At 56.4% G+C, this 20,700-nt stretch carries 18 protein-coding genes; all 18 read right to left on the bottom strand.

Features of this window, described 5'->3' with window-relative positions; all coding sequences use genetic code 11:
• Positions 1-280: 280 nt before the first annotated feature.
• Positions 281-1,381 (bottom strand): amidohydrolase family protein, encoded by a 1,101-nt coding sequence (locus AWB76_RS34625; RefSeq protein ID WP_061164602.1) that lies wholly within the window; start codon positions 1,379-1,381, stop codon positions 281-283.
• A gap of 902 nt (positions 1,382-2,283) precedes the next feature.
• Entirely contained in the window at positions 2,284-3,726 is a 1,443-nt protein-coding gene (locus tag AWB76_RS34615) for an NAD(P)(+) transhydrogenase (Re/Si-specific) subunit beta (RefSeq protein WP_061164600.1), read from the bottom strand.
• A complete protein-coding gene (locus AWB76_RS34610) occupies positions 3,726-4,046 on the bottom strand; it encodes an NAD(P) transhydrogenase subunit alpha part 2 (RefSeq protein WP_061164611.1) in 321 nt (106 codons plus the stop codon). Before AWB76_RS34610 ends, AWB76_RS34615 begins: the two co-directional genes overlap by 1 nt.
• A 19-nt stretch (positions 4,047-4,065) precedes the next feature.
• Entirely contained in the window at positions 4,066-5,211 is a 1,146-nt protein-coding gene (locus tag AWB76_RS34605; protein ID WP_061164599.1) for a Re/Si-specific NAD(P)(+) transhydrogenase subunit alpha, read from the bottom strand.
• Positions 5,212-5,572: 361 nt separating this feature from the next.
• The gene (locus tag AWB76_RS34600) at positions 5,573-6,484 is read right to left on the bottom strand and encodes an NAD(P)-dependent oxidoreductase (protein ID WP_061164598.1); all 912 of its coding nucleotides are present in this window, start codon (positions 6,482-6,484) and stop codon (positions 5,573-5,575) included.
• Positions 6,485-6,543: 59 nt separating this feature from the next.
• Positions 6,544-7,701, bottom strand: a complete 1,158-nt coding sequence (locus tag AWB76_RS34595; protein ID WP_063936423.1) for an ABC transporter substrate-binding protein — start codon at positions 7,699-7,701, stop codon at positions 6,544-6,546.
• 115 nt (positions 7,702-7,816) lie between these two features.
• Positions 7,817-8,653 (bottom strand): SDR family NAD(P)-dependent oxidoreductase, encoded by an 837-nt coding sequence (locus AWB76_RS34590; RefSeq protein WP_061164597.1) that lies wholly within the window; start codon positions 8,651-8,653, stop codon positions 7,817-7,819.
• Positions 8,654-9,562: 909 nt separating this feature from the next.
• Positions 9,563-10,750, bottom strand: a complete 1,188-nt coding sequence (locus AWB76_RS34585; protein ID WP_061164596.1) for an ABC transporter substrate-binding protein — start codon at positions 10,748-10,750, stop codon at positions 9,563-9,565.
• Positions 10,751-11,110: 360 nt separating this feature from the next.
• Positions 11,111-11,983, bottom strand: coding sequence for an HpcH/HpaI aldolase/citrate lyase family protein (locus tag AWB76_RS34580; RefSeq protein ID WP_061164595.1), 873 nt, complete (start codon positions 11,981-11,983; stop codon positions 11,111-11,113).
• 95 nt (positions 11,984-12,078) lie between these two features.
• On the bottom strand, positions 12,079-12,939 hold the full coding sequence (locus AWB76_RS34575) for a MaoC family dehydratase (protein ID WP_061164594.1): 861 nt from the start codon (positions 12,937-12,939) through the stop codon (positions 12,079-12,081).
• A 21-nt stretch (positions 12,940-12,960) separates the two neighbouring features.
• A complete protein-coding gene (locus AWB76_RS34570) occupies positions 12,961-13,719 on the bottom strand; it encodes a 3-hydroxyacyl-CoA dehydrogenase (protein ID WP_061164593.1) in 759 nt (252 codons plus the stop codon).
• A 21-nt stretch (positions 13,720-13,740) separates the two neighbouring features.
• Complete coding sequence (locus AWB76_RS34565; protein WP_061164592.1) at positions 13,741-14,949, bottom strand: acetyl-CoA C-acyltransferase; 1,209 nt, start codon at positions 14,947-14,949, stop codon at positions 13,741-13,743.
• 54 nt (positions 14,950-15,003) lie between these two features.
• Positions 15,004-16,002, bottom strand: coding sequence for an oxidoreductase (locus AWB76_RS34560; protein ID WP_061164591.1), 999 nt, complete (start codon positions 16,000-16,002; stop codon positions 15,004-15,006).
• Between the two features lie 79 nt (positions 16,003-16,081).
• Complete coding sequence (locus tag AWB76_RS34555; RefSeq protein ID WP_061164590.1) at positions 16,082-17,449, bottom strand: MmgE/PrpD family protein; 1,368 nt, start codon at positions 17,447-17,449, stop codon at positions 16,082-16,084.
• Positions 17,450-17,492: 43 nt separating this feature from the next.
• Complete coding sequence (gene acuR, locus AWB76_RS34550) at positions 17,493-18,167, bottom strand: acrylate utilization transcriptional regulator AcuR (RefSeq protein WP_082864599.1); 675 nt, start codon at positions 18,165-18,167, stop codon at positions 17,493-17,495.
• A gap of 6 nt (positions 18,168-18,173) precedes the next feature.
• Complete coding sequence (locus AWB76_RS34545) at positions 18,174-18,914, bottom strand: FadR/GntR family transcriptional regulator (RefSeq protein WP_061164589.1); 741 nt, start codon at positions 18,912-18,914, stop codon at positions 18,174-18,176.
• Between the two features lie 86 nt (positions 18,915-19,000).
• The gene (locus AWB76_RS34540; protein WP_061164588.1) at positions 19,001-19,933 is read right to left on the bottom strand and encodes an electron transfer flavoprotein subunit alpha/FixB family protein; all 933 of its coding nucleotides are present in this window, start codon (positions 19,931-19,933) and stop codon (positions 19,001-19,003) included.
• A 10-nt stretch (positions 19,934-19,943) separates the two neighbouring features.
• Positions 19,944-20,696, bottom strand: a complete 753-nt coding sequence (locus AWB76_RS34535) for an electron transfer flavoprotein subunit beta/FixA family protein (RefSeq protein ID WP_061164608.1) — start codon at positions 20,694-20,696, stop codon at positions 19,944-19,946.
• Positions 20,697-20,700 lie beyond the last annotated feature (4 nt).

Genomic DNA, 20,700 nt, shown 5'->3' with positions numbered 1-20,700 from the left:
GCGTGTGTTCCGAACTTGCTCGCCACCAGGTTATTGCACGCATATGCGAAGAGGGGTTGAACCGAGGGAAGCGTCCACCGCTTCAAAATGTTCCCTGCGATGAATCTTCCTCAGCACTGCGAACCTTGGCTTACAACGTGCATAAAGAATCTAACGTCTCATCTCGAAAGGAGGAAAAGCTGAATGTTTCTCGCGTCGATGGCGAAAAGGCATCCGCGAGAACTACTGGGCGAATGCCTCTGCATCACCTACAGCAATAAAGTATGACCGAATAGGCTGGTCAAGTCGAGGCGCATGCGTCGCCGAGCTTCCGTATTTCCGGCAATCTATAGACACGGCATGCGGTTCGGTAAAAAAGCGCGCGTCGCTCCTCTTCAGACATTGATCGAGTTGCAAGCTTAAAGGCGTTCCAAAGTTGCACGTATCCGCACGACTGCCTATCCACCGGGAAGTTGCTTTCGAACAGGCATCTGTCGGGCCCAAAGGTATCGACACAAGTTTCAATGTATGGGCGCCAAGCAACTAAGGCGTCGGCAGACGAAGCAGGCTTTGCCCCATCCTCAAAGCCAAATCCCAACATCGGCATACCTAGCCCACCGATCTTAACGTTGACGTTCGGTCGACGCGCGAGATCACGCATGTCTTTCGCCCACTGCGAGCGGATGGTCTCACTTTTCTCCCTAAACTCCTCGACCCCAATAACTCCGCCGATGTGATCGACAACCATCGTTACGTTTGGAAATGCATCCGCGAGGGCAGCCAGCTCGCCAATCTGATAGTAATATCCCCATGCGTCAAAACTCAGGTCAAAGCGCTCAAGCTGAGCAATCCCTTCGCGAAAGCGTTTATCGGCCAGAAGGTACTTCTTTGGCATTTTATGAATCGTCTTTCCGAGGGCGCCCTCGGCGTAGACAGACATATGGCGCACACCTCGCAATCTACCGTCTCCTACGGCCAATTGCGCTTCCAAGACCTGGACGACGTCGGCGCCGAGAGTCAAGTCAGCATGAGAGACAATTCCTGCCGCAGCCTGACATTTACCGCTTTTCGTCTCTATCGGCGATCGTGTCAGACCAACAATCTTCTCGACTTCCCCGACCGGTCTCATCGACTCGGGTCCAGTCTCACGCCATCCGGAGAAGTAGGCTTCAACGTAGACCGTTGCAATTACCTTATGACCGCTGGTCAAATCACGCGTCAGGTCGGTTAGCTGGTAGAAGTGCGGATCTGATGACTCCCCATACAGGTGATGGTGTGCGTCGACGATGGGCATACCGGGGTCGACAATTTCCTCTCGAGTAGCTGACGAATGCCACGCGTCCAATAAAAGCGTTTCGCGTACGCGATTGCCAATGAACTGCTGCTGCTGGTTTGCGTTCATTTAATCCGGCCTTCTGATGTTTAACCAGGTTCTCAAGCGATGACTCTTAACGTGCTTGATTGACTGATTGAATTTTTTAAGAATTATGCCTCACGTCGAGCCTGGCGATGAACTGGTGGCTGTTCGAAGAATCGCCTTGATCAGTGAGTTGGCGACTACCGGCGCCCCCACCGATGATGTTCAAGACGCCCTCCAGAAGGGTTCCTCTTAGGTCCCGTTCCCCTCGCGTGATGGGCTGTCTTTCCAACCACTTCAATCTAGCATTGGCGTTTCTAACGGTCAACCATTACAATGGTCGGTTTTTACCCTAGTCCCTCAAATGGGGCAACTCTACAAATGCCGGAGGGAACGTGGCCGCATCCGGCGGCGAAAATCGTCTGGCGAACGCGCCTCGAATCGTGCTTAGAGCCGTTAAGCTCGCAGCCTCCCGCTCGCTGGAAACCTTCGCTCGCGGGACCGCAACACCAACGCGGGTTGCGAGCCTGAGCGGAGAACATGGCGGCCCAGCGCAGTAAACGTAGGAACGGACAGAAAAAACCTCCTCCGATATGTGACGAGATGGGGCGTTGATTGGCGCCTTTTCTGATTGCGTCACCCCGCCGTAGCTACACGTTGTGGGGATTGCGAACTGCCCACGCTGACAGTTAGCAAGGACTCCTCCTTATTCAGCGATGGGAACGTCGTCGAGCATGTAGTGATCCATCCAATCCCACGGACGGTATGAGCCGGACCATGGCCAGGACCCAAGGGTCGAAGGCGTGGCGACGGCCATGGTCGTGGGAACCTCAATGTTCAATGGACCACATTTCCATAGGCCCGTCTCATCCATCGCCTGCTGACCCGGCTTTCCGGTTTGGTTTTCCATAAAGTGCGCCAAAAAGGTAAAAAGGGTGTTAAACAAACTATTCAGTGGCCTTCATCATGTCTTCGACCACCTTCTTCGCGTCGCCGAACACCATCATCGTCTTGTCCATATAGAACAGTTCGTTGTCGAGGCCGGCGTAGCCCGCCGCCATCGAGCGCTTGTTCACGATGATCGTGCGCGCCTTGTACGCTTCGAGAATCGGCATGCCGGCGATCGGCGATTTCGGATCGGTCTTCGCGGCGGGGTTCACCACGTCGTTCGCGCCGAGCACGAGCACCACGTCCGTCTGGCCGAACTCGCTGTTGATGTCCTCCATCTCCTGCACCATCTCGTACGGCACTTCGGCTTCCGCCAGCAGCACGTTCATGTGCCCCGGCATGCGTCCCGCGACCGGGTGAATCGCGTACCGCACATCGATGCCTTTCTCGACGAGCTTGTCCGTCAGCTCCTTCAGCGCATGCTGCGCGCGCGCCACGGCCAGACCATAACCCGGCACGATCACCACGCTTTCCGCATTGCCGAGCATGAACGCGGCATCATCGGCGGAGCCGGATTTCACCGGCCGTTGCTCCGCCGATCCGCCCGCCGTCGCGCCGCCCGCCTCGCCGCCGAAGCCGCCGAGAATCACGTTGAAGAACGAGCGGTTCATCGCCTTGCACATGATGTACGACAGAATCGCACCCGATGAACCGACCAGCGAACCCGCGATGATCAGCATCGGATTGTTCAGCGAGAAGCCGATGCCCGCCGCCGCCCAGCCCGAGTACGAGTTGAGCATCGACACGACCACCGGCATGTCCGCGCCGCCGATCGGAATGATGATCAGCACGCCCAGCCCGAACGCGATGATCGTCATGATGATGAACGGCAGCCACGACTGGGTGAGCATGAAGATCACGCCGAAGCCGATCATCGCGATGGCCAGCAGCAGGTTGATCAGATGCTGGCCCGAATACGTAACCGGCGCGCCCTGAAACAGCCGGAACTTGTACTTGCCCGACAGCTTGCCGAACGCGATGACCGAACCCGAGAACGTGATCGCGCCGACGAACGTGCCGATGAACAACTCGACGCGATTGCCATACGGAATCGGATCGCCGGGCGGCGCGAGTCCGAACGCGGCAGGTTCGGCGACCACGCCGTACGCGATGCACACCGCCGCGAGACCGATCAGCGAGTGCATGGCCGCGACGAGCTCGGGCATCTTGGTCATCTCGACCTTCGCCGCGATATACGCGCCCGCGCCGCCGCCGACGATCAGCGCGACGAACAGCAGCGACAGCCCGAGCGCCAGATTCGCTTCGAGATATGCGGCCTGCTTCACGATCAGCGCGAGCGTGGTGAGAATGGCGATCGCCATGCCCGTCATGCCGAATGTGTTGCCGATGCGCGCGGTCTTCGGATTGGACAAGCCCTTGAGCGCCTGGATGAAACACACCGAGGCGACGAGGTAGAGGAGTGTGACGACATTAAGGCTCATTACACGCCCTCCTTGCTGGCGATCTTCTTCGGCTCTTTCTTCTTGAACATCTCGAGCATTCGCCGTGTGACGAGAAAGCCGCCGAACACGTTCACTGCCGCGAGCAGCACGGCGAGCGTGCCGAAGAACTTGCCCGCCACACCGACCGTGAGGCCGACCGCGAGCATCGCGCCGACGATGACGATCGCCGAAATCGCGTTGGTCACGGCCATCAGCGGCGTATGCAGCGCAGGCGTGACGTTCCACACGACGTGATAGCCGACGTAAATGGCCAGCACGAAGATGATGAGGTTGATCACCGTGTGATTGATGACATCCATGTGCGTCTCCGTATCGGCGTTAAGCGGCCGCACGCGTGACTTGCCCATCGCGGCACTGGAGCGTGGCCGCGACGATGTCGTCCGCGAGGTCGATGTTGAGCGTGCCTTCCTTGGTGATGATGAGCTTCAGGAAGTCCAGAAGATTACGGGCGTAGAGCGCGGAGGCATCGGCGCCGACCATCGAAGCGAGATTCGTGTGGCCGACAATATGCACGCCGTGCTTCATCACCACCTGATCGACTTCGGTGAGCGGGCAGTTGCCGCCTTTCCGTCCCTCGAACTCGGGTCCGCGACCCGCGGCGAGATCGACGATCACGGAACCCGGCTTCATGTGCTTGACCGTTTCGATGGAGATGAGCGTCGGTGCAGGACGGCCGGGAATCAGCGCCGTCGAGATGACGATATCCGCCGCCTTCGCACGTTCGTGCACCTGGGCTGCCTGCCGCGCGAGCCAGCTTGGCGGCATCGGACGCGCATAACCGCCGACGCCGACCGCAGCCTCGCGTTCTTCATCGGTTTCGAAGGGCACGTCGACGAATTTCCCGCCGAGCGATTCGATCTGCTCTCGCACGGCCGGACGCACATCGGATGCTTCGACGACCGCGCCGAGACGCTTGGCGGTGGCGATCGCCTGCAGGCCCGCGACACCCGCGCCGAGCACGAGCACGCGCGCCGCTTTCACGGTGCCGGCGGCGGTCATCAGCATCGGCATGAAGCGCTGGTAATACTGGCAGGCCATCAGCACCGCCTTGTACCCGGCGATGTTCGCCTGCGACGAGAGCACGTCGAGACTCTGTGCGCGCGAGGTGCGCGGCGCGGCTTCGAGCGCGAACGCGGTGACGTTCGCGGCTGCGAGCCGCGCGGTGTTCTCCGTATTGAATGGATCGAGCATGCCGATGAGCACGGCGCCCGGCTTGAGCATCGCCAGTTCGCTTTCGCTCGGCGACTGCACCTTGAGGACGATCTCGGCGGAAAAGGCCGTGGCGGCATCGACGAGATCCGCGCCCGCTTGCGCGAAGGCATCGTCGATATAGCTTGCCGGCAAGCCCGCGCCGCTCTGGACAGAAACGCGATGTCCTTGCGTGACGAGCTTCTTGACCGTTTCTGGTGTGGCGGCGACGCGCGTCTCGTTCGCCCGTGTCTCAGTAGGAATTCCGATCAACATTCCAAATTCTCAAATATCGCTACTATTGGCGAATCAATAGTGTGCAAATAACAAGGGGCTGGCCATCCTAACTGACACCGTCGCGAACGCTTTACTAACACGAATGCAAATATATGCCGCCACTCATTGCTTTTCAAAAACGCCGTGTCGGCGCGTACTTGACTGAAACGTTTTCGAATGTTCAATGCGACAAAACGAACCTCGAGGCGCACTCGCAAATTGTGGTGTGAGGCCGTCATTAAAGACGGGCGGACGCCTGATTTTGAAGTCTCAAGGAAGAACGGACGCGGATGCTTGGTGCAAGCAAAGCACGACAATCATTGTCCCGTTCAAGGAAAGGTCAGTATCAAATGTCTCTGCTTCAATCCAGGCTGTAGTCTTCCGGGACGACATGAGTTCCGGCGAGTCGATCCATCATCAACGCTACGGAATTCACTTGCGCGTCGGCTCCCATTTCATTGATCGTCATTTGTTGAAATTCTCTGGCGATATTTCCAAAAAACATCGTTACGCCAGAGTCAACGCCAAGCTTGCAGGCGAGCCGAACATCCTTATGTGAGAGACCAACCGTGAAGCCGGAATTGAGCTTTCCCGAGATGATATGAGAGCTCATGAACTTCTCGACGAAAAAGTTGCGTCCCGAGCCGGCGTTGATGATGTCTACCGCCTTTTGCGGCTCAATGCCATTCTTCACTGCGAGCGCGATGGCCTCAAGGCTGGCGAGACGCTGGCCTGCAGAGAGAAGGTTGTTCGCTAGCTTCGCCACGTGTCCGGTCCCGACTCCGCCCGCATGAAAGACGTTTGGGCTGATACGATGAAGGACCGGTGCAATTCGGTCATATAGGGTCGGCGAAGCGCCCACCATTATGGCAATCGTGCCAGCGTCTGCACCTTGTGGACCACCACTGACTGGCGCGTCGACCAAGTTGATGCCTTTTTCAGCAAGCCTTTGCGCCATCGCGCGCGTGGCCGTCGGATCGCCCGTCGTTTGATCGACAATGAGGGCGCCATGCTTTGCCGACTGCAGCAAACCCGCACGCCCTTCCACTCCGAAGATGGCCTTCTCGACATGTTCAGACGTCGGCAAACACAAAAAGATAATCTCGCACTTCGCAGCAACTTCGCTCAAGTCCGCAGCGGGCGTCGCGCCAAGTTCCACGAATTTCGAAACTGCCGCTTCGTTTGCGTCGTACACAAGGAGAGGCTCCTTCAGAAGAAGTCGCCGTGCCAAGGCCCCACCCATGCTCCCGATACCAACGTATCCGATGGCCATATATCCTCCGAATGAAAAATTCTTACCAACCCAGTTCCAGGACCGACTAAAACCGGCTCCTACTCCTTTCTAGGATCGACTCGAGCGCGCTCTGCCAGCTTTCCGTTCTCAATTTGAGTTACATAGACGGGAAGAAGCGCCTGCTGCGGCGACCCATAAAGTTCCCTACCTCCGAATTCTGCTTCGCCGCCGTAAAATGTCTTGAATTTAACGGTTGGCAATACGGCCGCCACCGCGTTCGGGTCTACGCTTTGAGCCTTCTCTACGCCCGCCTTTAACGCATACAGCGCATCGTACGCTCCAATCGAAGGGAGGCTTGGCGGCTCGCCGAGAGCCGCCTTTGCTAGCGCCGCAACTTGTTTTTGGTGCTCACTCGCACTCGGACCATAGAACGTCGTGGAAGAGCCCATGTAAACGCGATTTACCGATGCCCCGCCGGAGGTCACAATCGCATCTGCACCTGTACCATTGTCCGTCACTTTGATCCCCTTAAAACCCTGCAGATCAAGCTCTTTGAATACCTGTCCTGCGTCCGAGGGAGGAGCAGAAGCAAGATCTATCACGTCCGGCTTGAAGGCTGCAAGTCGGATAGCGAGCGGTTGAAACTCAGTGGTCCCTCGTTCGTAGAAATCGCTCGAAATGATCTTAAATCCTGCCTTTTCCCACATCGGACGGGTACTGGCCTCGCTCGCACGACCACTTGCGTCATTCGCATTAAGAAGCGCAATCGTTCTTGCGTTCGGATATGTGCTTCGCAAGTATCCGATCATCACTGGCATAATTTCGAACAACGTGTTCACGATCGTGAACGTCAAGGGAAACTTTGGCCCTTTCTTCGATCGGTCCCATGACTCCGTCAGGAAGAGTGCCCCTTGACGCTCGGTCAGCGGCTGCGTTGCAAGGGCTGCAGCGGTTCCGATAGCCGTGACGAATTTCACTCCATCACGATTCAGAAGCGTTTGCGCGACTCGTGTTGCCTCGGCGGCGCTGTACTTGTTATCGTAAGCAATGCACTCGAAGTTGTACGTCTGGCCCTTGACGCTCACACCTCCAGCAACGCGAATCTCTGCAGCTGCTCGGTTACACATCCATTGAGCTCCTCTTCCCCAAACCGCTCCGGAGCCCGAAAGTGGAACTGATAGACCTACTTGGATTACGTTAGCTGCGTAAGAGCTAACTGCCGGGTACACCAACGCTAAGGCTGCGAGGCGACGCATTTTATTGAACCTCATGTACTCCTCCGTAGCACCATCTCTTTTTCTCATTTTGCGCCGCGGTGAATATGCCGCCCGGCTTGCCCGCGAGAAAGGTATTTGACGCGATAGAGGTGCCTTATTCGTCGGCCCGACTGTCGAATCCGGGTCGGGGGACAGTGTCCATCAGTGCCTGGGTCAAGCCACCATCCACGAGAATTTGCTGTCCGTTTATGTAACTCGACCGATCGCTCGCGAGAAAGGCTATTACGTTAGCGATATCGAAAGGCGTTCCGATGCGGCCCACCGGCACCATCTCGGCGCGCTTTTTGACTACTGCCGGGTCGCGGTACACAGAATCACTCAGGGCCGTGCGAACGAAAGCGGGTGCTACGCCGTTGCACCTAATCCTATGTTGTTTAAGCTCTACAGACAGCACTCTCGTCAGCATCGAGAGGCCTGCTTTGCTTACGCTATAGGCTCCACCATTTGAAAATGGTTGTTCAGCGGCGATCGAAGAAACATTAACTATGCTTCCGCCACCGTCGTTCTCGATCATCTGTTTAACGAAAGTTTGGGTACAGATTAGAGAACCGGTAAGGTTGGTGGAAATTGTTTGATCCCACTTATCAACTTCAATGCTAACTAATGCTGCGGCGGTAAGAACGCCCACGTTATTAACAAGGATCTCACAAGGCCCGAGCTCATTTGCGACCTTTGTAGCTGCACCTTGCAGATCTGATGTACGCGTAACGTCTGCCGCGATGGCAATCGCGCGACCGCCGCGTTCGACGATCTCATCAGCGATTGCGGCGCATCCATGGAAATTCCTGTCCAATAAGGCGACGTATGCACCCGCCAACGAGAGTTGACGCGCTGTCTCCGCTCCGATACCACTTGCAGCCCCGGTCACCACGCAAACTCGATTGGCAAGACCCAGCCAGTCATTGTTCTGGCTACTCCCGTTCATGGGCATTCTAAATTCCTTCCGAAAAGAATCGCTTACCTCAGCAAGCGCAGCTCATCACTAAAAGTTGGGGTGGATATGCAATTCCTTAATCTTTTCTAGACTAGGAATGCGCTGAGGATCAAAACTTCAATCAACAAGGCAAGAGCGGTGAAAATCCCAATCCATCCCACCGCTCGGTCCAGGTCATCGCGATCCTCGTCCCAAGATATGTCGAGCAAAGGAAGAATGTCCACGTCGAATCCCCCTAACGAATATCTGCAAAGCGACTTTCGCTTGTCGAATCACTGGAGCAAGAAAGAAGCATTTGTCTGGCAATGCCGCGTTCGCGAAATCATGGCCCGGCTTTACACACGAGTGCTTTTCATTCAACGCGCAAAGAACGAGAGCTAAGTCGGCCTGCGATGGCCTCGTTCCCCAATCTGGGTTATTTGCGATGGACGCGATATATGTCCATGAGTGAGGCGGCTCCAGCTGCACGACAAGTCTACGGTTCCGTGCGAAGCGTAGGCTGCCACTTCCACGCTCAAAACTCAGTGTACTGTGTCCTTCGGCAACTTCTGTATGTCGTGACCGTTGAACAACGTCAGAGTCACATCTCATGTTCATCCTTCCCGAGATGCGATGCGGGGCCGCCCTTGCCGCGTGATCTAGCAACCCTGATAGCATCGTAAAAATTGTCTTCCGTCGACAAGTGCTTATGATCGACGCTTACCAGCCATCCATTTGCTGACCGACACCAGCGAAGACGTCCCTCTTCGAACAATTCGCAGAACCATCGCCACAACGCAGCATCGTCCGCGTTCGCTTCATTGGCAGCACGATCCCGCTCAGGTTGATAGCACAGCGTTAAGCTTTCCCAGTTCATAGATACCCCGCGCGATTATCCTCAGGGTTATCCGCGACCCCGGGACTGTCTCAGTCGTGATTTCCGGTGAAACGCGCACGCTCGACGAGCTTGCCGTTTTCGACTTGCGTGACGATGACCGGGAGCGCCATCTGCTGATCCGATCCATAGATCCCCTTACCGCCAAAGCCCGTTTCGCCTCCGTAGAACGTTTTGAATTTCACGGCTGGCATGACTCGGGCGACCTCTTTGGGGTCGATACTCTGCGCTTGCTCCATTGCAGCTTTTATTGCATATGTTGCGTCGTAAAAGCTAACTTCAGGAGCGTTTAGGGACTCTCCGAGGTAAGCACGGGCTTCGTCGTTTAGCTTTCGTTGATGGGCGCTAACCGCTGGACCATCAAACGGGATCGCGGCACCCATGTATACGGCCTCGATGGAGGCGCCTCCCGTGGCTTTCAGTCCGTCTGCACCCGTGCCTGCCTCCAGCACCTTGACCCCAGTAAAGCCGAGCACCTTCAGCTCTGAAAACACCCGGCCGGCATCCGCGGGCGGAAGCGTGCCCAAATCGACTATGTCCGGTTTCAATGCCGCAATTCGCGTCGCGATAGGTTGAAATTCAGTCGTCCCGCGTTCAGAAAAATCACTGGCGAGAACCTTTACACCGGCTCGCTCCCAAAGCGGGCGAGAGATCGCCTCGGTCTCACGACCTGTGGCATCGTTCGCATTAAGCAAAACGATTGTCTTAGCGTTTGGATGTGTGCCGGTGACGTACTTGATCAGCGTCGGCAACATCTCATGGGGGGTGTTGATCTGCGTGAACGTTAGCGGATACTTCGGACCCTTGTATTTCGCACCCCAAGCACCCGTGAAGAGCAGGACCCCCTGACGCTCGCTTAGCGATTGCATCGCTTCGGATGGCGCAGTCCCGATAACGCCATCGATAAATTTCACACCATCGCGGTTTAACAGTGTTTGCGCGACTTTGGCACCGTCGGCGGCATTGAACTTGCTGTCGTACGCGATGCATTCGAAGTTATATACTTTATTTTTGACTTTGACGCCGCCCGCATCTCTGATTTCTGTAGCGGCTTTGTTGCATGCCCATTCCCCGCCTCGGCCCCAGACTGCAGCGGAGCCCGACAGGGGAACAGAAAGTCCTAATTTGACGATCTCGTCAGCACATGCCGACGATTGCACTCCAGCGGTCCACACTACCGAAAGCGCGACGGCAATCCGGAAGCCTTTGCCTGCGGGCATGTTTGTCTCCAATTATTTTATTCAATGTTTCATGCGGTGGCTAACATCGTTCTAGCCTCATAGTTGGGTGCTCTTTCCGTGCTGGAAACACGCACCAGAGGCCGTTCCGATGCCGAAAGAAGATCATGGAGACCTTATTTGAATCTCTGGTCGTCTCGACACGCACGTAGCAACCGCCACCGGACCGTCCCTTTTTGAACTCCGTTATTCGAACAGGCGTTTCCGGTTTCGGTGAAAGCCATGTCTCAACTATCGTTCTCAACGACCTAGCAGCGGTAGCCATCGTCTTCTCTCCAGATCTCAGCTTAACGGCTTGCTCAAACACTGAAATCTCTCTGTCGAATCGCGTTTCTTTGAAGGCTAAGCACCCGCTTGCGCGAGTACCATCTGGGCTTGCTTAAGATGCGGCATGTCAAGCATTTTCCCGTTAAGGCCTACAGTACCTACGCCCTGGACTCCGAAGGCCTCGACGATCTGACGGGCATATTGAACTTCCTCTTCACTCGGGCTAAACGCGTCGTTGATTACGTCTACCTGATCCGGGTGAATTGCAACTTTCCCGGAAAATCCGGCGCGCCGCGACGCACGCGCAGCTTCCAAAAGACCCGAAGGGTCCTTGTAATCGCCAAACAGAGTGTCGATCGGCTCGACACCCGCGGCTCGCGCGGCCAAGAGGCAAGTTGAGCGCGCCATCCAATAGGTGTGTTCCCAAGAACCATCAGGCAACCGGTTGGTGCTCGCTTGAACGGCGGTCGATAGGTCTTCCGCGCCCCACGTCATTCCGAAGAGACGATTGCTGCAGCCAAGATAGCTGTTGATTGCCAATACCGATTCAGGAGTCTCCGTGACGACGGGAACGATGCCAATTGAACCGATATCAATGCCGTCGCGCGCCTCGAGCGCATTCAGATAATGATCAAGCAAAGCGACGTCGCTTCCGTTGCGGGTCTTCGGTAGCAAAATCACGTCCGGCTGCCCGCCCGCGACAGCGACGATATCCGCCATTGCCTCGGGGTGTGTCAATGCATTCACTCGCACCCACAGTTGTTGCTTCCTGCTGTTGGCGGGCACCTGATCAAGACAGGTCCGAATATTTCTTCGGGCGAGCTCTGCGCGTTCGCCTGACACTGAGTCTTCAAGGTCCAGAATCAGTGCATCCGCGTTGGTCTGAAGCGCCTTACTAAGCTTTCGTTCGCTATCGCCCGGCACGAACAGCAGGGAACGTGTCCTCATCGTTGTCTCCTATTTAACGGTTATGTCATTAAATCACGTTCTCGCTACCATTGCAATGGTCGACCTTTAAGTTAAAATGGGGCAGGTTAAATTGATCAGGTGAATGAGAAACGCCCGTTGTTGAGCACGACCACGCCTCTCTCCACCGCAATACTGCGGAAAATTGCCGTCGTATCACTCTCACGCCAGATCTCAGTCCGGATAGTTTCGCCGGGAAAAACGGGTGCGCTGAAGCGGACATCGATACGGCGCATTCGGGTAGGTTCGTACCCACATAACGTCTTCAACAACGCGTGTGCCGCGATGCCAAGGGTGCACAGTCCGTGCAAGATTGGACGGTCGAAGCCCGCTTCGCGCGCAATCCTTGGGTCTGCATGTAGAGGGTTAGTGTCGCCAGTCAAGCGATAGAGGAGCGCGGCCTGCGACACGGTCGGGAGGTCGACATGGAAATCGGGCATACGCTCCGGTGTTGGATAAACTTCGCGCGCGTACCGTGCGGTACCGCCGAAGCCACCATCCGCACGACAAAACATCGTGGCCGCTAGCGATGCCAGGACTATCCCCGTGGACTTATCGCTGATAGACGATCGGGTGTAGACAAGTGCTCCTTTGCCGGGACCTTTGTCGACTACTTCTTCTACCCAAACTCGATCGACAACCGTTGCTGCAGTCGGCAACGGAGCATGGAATTCGATGCTTTGTTCGCCGTGCAGCGTGCGGCTATAGTCCACGCCAGTCAAAGGGTCGCCGAGCCAGAAACCAGGATACGAAAGGGTAAGGGCCATCGAAGGAAGTGCTTTCAACACTGGCCCATAAACGAAAGGCAATTGCATTCCGTCCAGCGGATTAGCGCCCAACCCTACGCTTAACGCGTACAGGATAGTCTCCCTTGCGTCGTACGTCGTTTCACGTGGCTCGACGCGCCAATGCATGAGCTTCTCATAGTCGATCGTCATTGCAAGCCCCCTATCGATCCATTATTTCGGTGCGAGTCGAATCGCCCCATCAAGCCGGATTACTTCTCCGTTGAGCATCTCGTTCTCGAAAATGTGAGCGACCAGTTTCGCGAAATCCTGTGGAGTTCCAAGGCGTGAAGGGAACGGAACACTAGCTGCCAGTGCATCTTGCACAGTGGTCGGCATGCCGAAGATCATTGGCGTGCCGAAGATTCCCGGCGCGATGGTCATATTGCGAATTCCGTGTCGCGCAAGATCTCGCGCGATTGGTAGCGTCATCGCAATGACGCCCCCTTTGGATGCACTATAGGCCGCCTGCCCGATCTGCCCGTCATATGCCGCAATCGATGCCGTCGAGATCAGACAACCTCGCTCACCTGTCGACTCCGGTTCGTTCTCTGACATTGCCTCGGCACCTAGCCGGAGCATGTTGAAAGTTCCGAGCAGATTGATATTTACCGTGCGCGCGAAACTATCAAGCGAGTGAGCACCCTGCTTGCCGACAATTCGTTCAGCCGGTGCAACGCCCGCGCAATTGACGAGACCGACCACCTTGCCACGCTTTCGGGCCAACTGAAACACATTGCGGGCTTGTTCCTCGTTTGAGACGTCGCAATGGACGAACTCACCATGGATCTGCTCTGCGACATGTTTGCCTCGATCGTCCTGCATGTCCGCGATCACAACGAACGCTCCAAGGCTTGCGAGCATCCGCGCCGCGCCCTCTCCAAGGCCCGATGCACCGCCGGTGACGACAACTACTTTGTTCTCTAAATTCACTGCGCCCTCTGTCCGTTTGCCTTACATCAATTCAAGCGCGACGGCCGTAGCTTCTCCGCCGCCGATGCACAGTGTTGCGATGCCCCGTCGGGCCTGACGTGCTCTGAGTGCGTAAAGCAACGTCACCATGATTCGAGCACCGGATGCACCGATCGGATGCCCCAGCGCGCACGCACCGCCATTGACGTTTACGGACTCGTGAGGAATATCAAGTTCTTTCATCAGCGCCATTGGAACGACTGCGAACGCCTCGTTGATCTCCCAAAGATCCACGTCACCGACGCTCCACCCAATCTTTCCGAGTAACTTCTGCGTCGCGCCAACTGGGGCGGTACTGAACCACTCGGGCTCCTGAGCATGCGTACTGTGTCCAACGATGCGGGCGAGCGGCTGTACACCAAGCCGCATCGCGGTGCTATGTTTCATAAGCACTAGCGCTGCGGCGCCGTCATTAATCGACGAACTCGAAGCTGGCGTGATAGTCCCGTCCTTTTTGAAGGCCGGTTTAAGCTGCGTGATCTTGTCGAGTTTTACTTTGCCGGGCCCTTCGTCGACAGTCACAATGCGTTCACCAGCGCGCTCCCTTACAGCAACAGGCACAATCTCCTCGGAAAATGCCCCGGTTTCGATCGCGTTCCGTGCTCGCGAGACAGATGTGATCGCAAAATTGTCCTGCTCTTCGCGACTAAAGCTGTACTTCTCAGCACAATCCTCACCGAATGTGCCCATCGACCGTCCGGGCTGGTAGGCGTCCTCCAGGCCATCGAGCATCATGTGATCGAAAATTCGATCGTGGCCCATGCGATAGCCGCCTCGCCCCTTCTGAAGGAGATAAGGCGCATTGGTCATGCTCTCCATACCCCCCGCTACCATGACCTCATGAGTTCCTGCCAATAGCATGTCGTGTGCGAGCATGGCCGCTTTCATGCCGGACCCGCACATCTTCGAAAGGGTGACTGCTCCGGTGGCCTTCGGTAGCCCTGCCTTCAAAAGCGCTTGCCGAGCAGGAGCCTGGCCTTGGCCCGCCATCAAGCAATTGCCGAAAAGTACTTCGCCGATTGCATCGCCTGAGATTCCAGATCGCTCCACCGCACCCCTGATTGCTACGCTCCCTAGGTCATGCGCTGAGAGGGAATGGAAGTCGCCGTGAAACGCACCCATCGGAGTGCGTGCAGCACCGACGATGACGATAGAGTCAGAAGGGCGCGGAATGTTGTCGTGTTCGACCATGATTAGGTATCCGATTTAACGTTGAGATCGAATCTACTGCGCGCGCGGTTTAAGTTAACCGAGAACCTTGACAACGGTACGCCCTTTGATCTTCCCTTTGAGGAAGTCATCAAAGGCATTCGGAAGGTCGCTCAGTCCAATGACTTTCGTCATCGACGCGAGGTGGCGCGGCTTGAGGTCGTTTGCAAGGCGCTCCCATACTTGCTGACGCGTCGGGAAGCCGATATACCCCGAGTCGACGCCGAGAAGGCTTACGCCGCGAAGCATAAACGGGAATAAAGTCGTTTCGAGGTTTGAGCTGGCCGCGTTGCCAATGGATGCAACCGTGCCGGCCTGCTTCATGCCAGCAAGCACCCAATGCAGGATGGCGCCCCCAACGTTATCAACGGCTCCTGCCCATCTCGCGCTTTCGAGAGGACGTACCTTTTCATGATCGATGCTCGATGTGAGCTTGATCTCTGCCGCACCCAGCATGCGAAGGTAGTCGGCCTCGGATTCCTTACTTGTCAATGCGACGACTTCGTAACCGAGTTGAGCGAGCATGTCGATCGAAAGCCCACCCACTCCCCCCGTCGCGCCCGTGACGATAACGGGTCCATTTTCGGGAGCGAGACCATTCTGCTCCATGCGTACCAGACCGAGGGCCGCTGTAAAACCAGCCGTGCCCAATGCCATTGCGTCGAGCGCCGACAGCCCTGCCGGCATCGGGACTACCCATTTCGCCGGCAAGCGGGCGTACTGCGCGTATCCCCCATGATGCGCAACCCCTACTTCGTAACTCGTTGCGATTACCATATCGCCCGGACGAAACCGACTGTCGTCGCTGCTCACGACTTCTCCCGCGAGATCGATTCCTCCGACGCACGGAAACCTCCGAATGATCTTACCCGCACCGGTTGCAGCCAATGCGTCTTTGTAGTTGACGCTGGAATAATGGACGCGAATCGTGACTTCACCTGCGTCGAGCAGATCTGGGCTCATTTCCTGCAGCTGACCTTGGACTCCGTCGTCCGACTTGTTGATTACAAAAGCAATAAAAGGTGCCTCAATCATCGTCACACTCCTTAGATCGTAGTAGACCGGTCGTCTACAAAATGAACTATCGAAAATCGCTTGTCGTCATCGCGGCTCGTTAGCGCCAAAATCCCGGCGCCGCGTTGCCAACGTCTTGAACTGCTGGGAGATTCCAGCAAAGATCGACCAGTTCTTGGGCGCGGGCAGAACCGAGAAGCGGCTCGACCTGCGAAAGAGTCTTTGCCTCAATTTGTTCGTCACTCATCGGACGCTGTGCTGAACCTAGGCATGCATCGATCGAGGCTTCAATCTGCTGTCCGTTTCGCAAAATGAGCAAGCCCCGAGCAGCGTCGGCACTAAGATCCTCGGCGACCTGCACAAAAATCCTGTTACGCATCGCTATCACTGAGGGGTCTTGAACACACGAATCGCTTGCTTCATACAACCCGGCGCGACCATGGTGCATCACGGCTGCAGCCCAGTGGTAGACGCTTACTTGCGCGTCGTAAGCATGACGGGGCTTCGATTTCCCGGTCAAACCCAGACCTAGTGGGCTTACTTGAAGTTCGACTCTCTCGACGTCCCGCGATGAGACGTCGGAGGTAGTGCGCAGTTGCAGGCATACTTCGATCGCCGGGTGGATCAAGCAACCAGCAGGGAACGGCTTGGCTGCCACGTTCATGCACTCGAAGTGCTCACCCAATTTTTCCGTAAGCGCGGCGGGATTCGCCGGATGTCCAAACACCTGCAGAAACCCGTTAGCTCCTCCGAGGGTATCTTCGTGGCATGTAAATCCGATGGCGGCGAAATGCGCTGCGAGCAATCCGTTTCGACCGGCATTGGCCGGTACAAAACCGCCGCACATTGTCCCGTGAGTAGCGCGGAAGCCTGCGCCTTGAGTCGCACCGATACCTATCGCGTACGCGATCTGCTGCGTAGATAGGCCCATTAGCTTTGCAACGCCTGCTGCCACACCCGGTGCGCCGGTCAGCCCCGTCATATAGAAGCCGATATCGACTTTGGCGGGAGCAACCGCCAGCGCACAACTAAGCCGCGCCTGGAGTTCATTGGAGAGCACCAACGCAAGAAGGAAATCCTGGCCAGATACCCGACGCACTTGGGCCTGCGCAAGCAGTGCAGCGGCCGTCGGGGCGGTCGGGTGGGCGATCGTCGACAAATGCGTGTCGTCCCAAGCATTGGCGCTCGCGGCGAGACCGTTGACAAGCGCCGCGCTTGTCGGATCAATCTGAATCGAGTGGCCGAGGACGCTGCAAGGGCCGGAGGTAGACAACTCCTTCAATCCCGCTAGCGCGCCGAGAGTGGCCTCATGCCTAGCCCCGCCGTACGCACAACCAACCCAGTTGATAAATGCACGTACCGCTTCATGACGCACCACTTCCGGGAGGTCGCTCCAATGAGTATCGCGCACATATCGAGCAACGGCTTGGCTAACACCTTCAGAATCATCAAGCTGTGACTGCGGCATTCCACCTCCTTAGTAGACCGGTCGACTCGAAAATAACCGGTCGCTACGTTTTGCTAGTCGGGATCCCGAGGACCGTCTCGAAATACATTTCCGCAAAATGGTCAAGCGGTTCGGCGGAACGCATCAGCTTCGAACGCAAGATCGCCCCTTCCCAGCCGATCCAGAAAAAACGTGCTAGACGCCGTGGATCGGCACTTACCGGCAAGTCTCCTGCCCTAACCGCCTCATGAAGGCACGTCTCGAACCGCCCTTCCCATACGCGAAACGCAGCCTCGAGACGCGCGCGAAAAACCTCATCTACACCACCTAATTCTTGGCCGAGGTTCCCTACCAGGCATCCGCGGCGAAACTCATACTTTTTGAGTCCTCGTTTCGCGTCGTCTATGAATGCTTGCAAGCGCGCCAGCGGGGCAAGACTAGGATCACCAAGGGTCCGGTCCAGCTTCTTTCCAAGCAACTGGAGATAATTGTCAAGTACCGCCTCACCGAAATCTTGCTTGCTCTTAAAGTAATGATAAAACGATCCTTTAGGAACGCCGGCGCGCTTGAGGATCTCGTCGATTCCGGTCGCGAGAAATCCTCGCTCGGTCAAAATTGCCGTGCCTTGCCAGATCACCTCATCCCGTGCCTCGCCGCGCTTCAAGCGACGCTTAGGGGGCAATCGCGGTGCGTCGACCAGCGTTTCCTGCACGACATCACCTAAATCCGATAAGGTCATTCTCATTTAGGCGCTCACTTTTGACTTGTCGTCAGTGAGTACCGTTGCGAGCCTCTGCTCATATGCCTGGATGTGACGGGTCATCCGCCGCACGGCGGCCTCGGTGTCCTGCCTTTTGATTGCATCGAAAATCTGCTGATGAAATCGCAGGACGTCCTTTCGGACGCTGCTCACCATGACATCTTCCATTTCTCCCGCGACATCGCGAATAAGCCCAGAAAGAGATGACAGAAAAACTTGCAGCAATTGGTTCCCGCTGGCCTTAGCGATTAGGAGATGGCAGCGTATGTTCATATCAAGGAAACTGGCCGGATCTTCCGTTTTCTCTAACTGCTTAATCGCGGCTGAAAGCTCGCTGAGGTCCTCTTCAGTACGATTGATTGTCGCCAGCAGGGCTACCTGCGGCTCCAGGGCCTGCCGTGCCTGAACAAGGGACTTCAAAGGGATGCTGTGAGATCGCGAAAAAATCGTCAGGTATCGCGCAAACATTTCATCTGTGGGCTGACACACAAACGATCCACCATAACGACCGAGCTTCGTTGTTACGAGGCCCTCGGTTTCAAGAATCCGCAGCGCCTCGCGAACCGCGTTACGACTGATGCCGGTTTGCTCCATCAGATCTCGCTCTGACGGCAGTTGCTGGCCAGCGATCAAGTTTCCAGAAAGAATCTGGTTGCGTAGCCGAGCGGCGAGCATGTCGCAAGACTTCGGAACATCGATCAGACCCAGTTCGGTTCGGTCGTTCATTGGTGGGCTCAAGAAAAAGATCAAACATCTACCATTGAACTAATTATATCCTTTTCCGCCCGAGGTCAAGCCGCTTTTCATCGCCCTCAGGCCGCGCTGACCCACTCAGGGACTACTTTGAAGAGGTCGCCAACCAGCCCGTAATCTGCCACAGAAAAAATCGGGGCCTCCGGATCCTTGTTTACCGCAACAATTACCTTCGACTCCTTCATCCCCGCAAGGTGTTGAATTGCCCCCGATATGCCGACCGCAACGTACAACTCTGGCGCAACGATCTTGCCCGTTTGTCCAACTTGGAAGTCGCTTGGAACAAATCCAGCATCAACGGCGGCTCGAGAGGCACCTAAGGCGGCACCGAGCTTGTCGGCCAGCGGCTCCAAAATCTGCTTGTAATTGGCGCCACTGCCGAGGCCCCGTCCTCCAGATACGATGACACGTGCTGCGGTCAGTTCCGGTCGTTCGAGTTGCGTTAATTGCCGCTCGACGAGCCGGCTCCGTGTATCCACCTCGGCAATTGGAATGGATACGATCGGCGCGTCGTTTCCTGCGATAAGCGCCAAAGGAAATGCCGTCGAGCGCACGGTGACCACCTTGATGGAGTCGTCACTTTGGACCGTTGCAACTGCATTTCCTGCATAAATCGGACGCTCAAACACGTCTGCGGAGATCACCGCGGTGATACCGGAAATTTGCCCGACGTCCAGCTTGGCTGCAACACGCGGTGCAACGTTTCTACCGAAGGCCGTTTCAGGTATAAATATGTGATCGAACTCGCGAGCAACGCTGAGAATCTGCCGTGCACTGGACTCAGCCAGCCCGTCCCCGAGCAGGGGCGCGTCGGCGAGGAGGACTTTCGATACGCCCTGTACACGGCTTACGGCCCTGGCAACTGCGCCACAACCCGTTCCGACGACGAGAACGGAAACTTCCTGATCTAGTTCGACGGCAGCTGAGATCGTGTGCAGTGTCGCAGCCTTCACAGTTTGATTGTCGTGTTCCGCGATGATAAGAACGCTCATGCCAACTCCTTCAGATAACTTTTGCCTCGTTGCGCAACCGATCCAGCAGTTCAGCAACATCCGCCACTCGGACTCCCGCGGAACGGGCTTGCGGCTCCCTGACGCTCAGAGTTCGTACATGAATTTTCATCTCGCTTAGTCCGAGCGAAGCTGGCGTGACTGTCTCCAACGGCTTCTTCTTAGCCTTCATGATGTTGGGCAGCGTGACATACCGCGGTTCATTTAGACGCAAGTCCGCCGTAACAACCGCCGGCAAGGCCACCTCAACAGTCTCCAAACCGCCATCCACCTCCCGGGTAACGGTCGCTGTGTCATCCGCAATTTGCACGCTGGAAGCAAAGGTCGCTTGAGGCCAGTCCAACAGAGCGGCCAGCATCTGACCGACCTGATTTGAATCGTCATCAATTGCTTGCTTGCCCAAGAGAACCAGTTGCGGCTTCTCTCTCTCAACGGCCAACTTCAAAAGCTTCGCGACGACCAGCGGCTGGATTCCATCACCGGACTCAATCAAGAGGGAGCGATCCGCCCCCATCGCTAGGGCGGTGCGCAGCGTTTCCTGACATGCGGTTGGACCGCAGGACACTGCGATCACCTCGTCCGCAATATCGGCCTCTTTAAGGCGAACGGCCTGCTCAAGCGCAATCTCGTCGAACGGGTTCATGCTCATTTTGACGTTCGCGAGATCGACACCGCTGCCGTCAGTCTTTACCCGTACCTTCACGTTTGCGTCAGCCACACGCTTTACCGCCACTAAAACTCTCATCGCC

This window comes from Caballeronia temeraria, assembly GCF_001544795.2.
GTDB classification, from domain to species: Bacteria; Pseudomonadota; Gammaproteobacteria; order Burkholderiales; family Burkholderiaceae; genus Caballeronia; species Caballeronia temeraria.
Note: the sequence above shows the minus strand (reverse complement) of the source record. Positions and strands in the feature narration are given on the sequence as shown.